At 66.2% G+C, this 1,305-nt stretch carries 1 protein-coding gene and 1 pseudogene; one reads left to right on the top strand and one right to left on the bottom strand.

The window, feature by feature from the left end:
* Nucleotides 1-259: pseudogene (locus tag ACFMO7_RS01340) on the top strand (hypothetical protein); the annotation flags it as partial.
* Here the strand turns inward: ACFMO7_RS01340 and ACFMO7_RS01335 are convergent.
* Nucleotides 256-1,305: RNA-guided endonuclease InsQ/TnpB family protein (locus ACFMO7_RS01335; RefSeq protein ID WP_376793739.1), on the bottom strand; the 1,050-nt coding region annotated here is incomplete at its 5' end. The pseudogene ACFMO7_RS01340 and the gene ACFMO7_RS01335 sit on opposite strands and share 4 nt — an antisense overlap.

Genomic DNA, 1,305 nt, shown 5'->3' with positions numbered 1-1,305 from the left:
ACGTCGTCTCGAGGCCCTGCTGAGTGAGGGGCAGGCCGCCGGCGAGTTCAGGGCGGATCTACCGAGCAGCGTCATGCTGAGCCTCTTTCTCAACCTGGTCTCATCGCGAGGCTACGAGCGTCTGATCACTCAGGAGGGGCTGTCTCCCGCCGAGGTGGCGCGCTATCTCGCTTGCATCTACTTTAAAGGAATCGCTGCTGAACAGAATGAAACTGATCAACTGCCTCCAGCTTCCGCCGGGGGCTTGCCCGCAGCCTAGTCGGCCCGGGCTTCAGGGCTGGTTGACGGCAGCCCACTGTCCCGAAGGGCAGTAGTGTGTGTACAGCGTGCACGCTCGCGAATATTTCGAGCCGCATTGATGTCAGCGTGCTCCTGCCAGCCACAGGCCGGACAGGTGAAGCGGTGCCGGCGCCGCTGTCCCCGTGCTCCACACCGGGAACAGGTCTGACTGGTGTAGGCTGGGTCGACCTCGACGACGCGCAGCCCTCGCTCCTGGGCCTGCTGTTCCGCCCAGCGTCGCAGCAGGCCCCGCTGCCACAGAGCCAGTCGGCGTCGGAGTGCTCGTCCCCGGACCTGTTCGCGTGTCGGGGGAGGCATCCGCAGCCGTTCGACGGCCAGTACCGCCCCAGGCGGCGCCCACTGCACGAGCTGCTTCGCCACGGTCTGGGCGAAGGTCTGGGTACGATGCCGTTGCCGGCGGCCAAGCCGTTTCAGCACCCGTCGGACACTGCGCGTGTCCCGGTGCTGTGCCTTTCGAGCCGCCAGCTTCCGCTGCAAGCGTGCCCGCGTCTTCGCCGTGCGGCGGTTGTGGACCTTGACGGCCTTCCCGCTCACAAAGAGCACCCGATCCTGGCCATCCACGGCGACGAGAGCATTTGTCTCGTTGAGATCGATGCCGACTACGTTGTCCACCTCGGGATGCTCTGTTGGGGGGTCCGGCACCTCCAGCGTGAGCGTCAGTCGCCCCACGAGCCGTCCATCTCGTTCCACCACTGTCAGGCTATCGATGGTCTTGGCCTGTGCCAGTCGGTGCTGAAACGCTGCTGGCACTCTCCAAGGGAGAGACTTGCGTCCGGCGAGGGTCCAGATGGAGAGGGTGCCATCGGGACAGAGGCGGGCATCTCGTCCTCGTGTCCCGATCAGGAACAGCGCCTGCCTGCGGCGGAACTGGAAGGGGCGCTGTGGGGGATGCCGGTTGCGGCGGGCACTCTGGTAGGCAGCGGCCACCAGGCGGATGGCTGTGCAGGTCATCTGGGCGTTGAGCTGGCCCTTGACCTGTCGGTAGCAGGCCCGGTGCAGCGCCAG

Source organism: Thermogemmatispora sp. (assembly GCF_042408735.1).
Lineage (GTDB): Bacteria > Chloroflexota > Ktedonobacteria > Ktedonobacterales > Ktedonobacteraceae > Thermogemmatispora.
The sequence above is the reverse complement of the archived record's forward strand: the minus strand, read 5'-3'. Positions and strand labels throughout refer to the sequence as shown.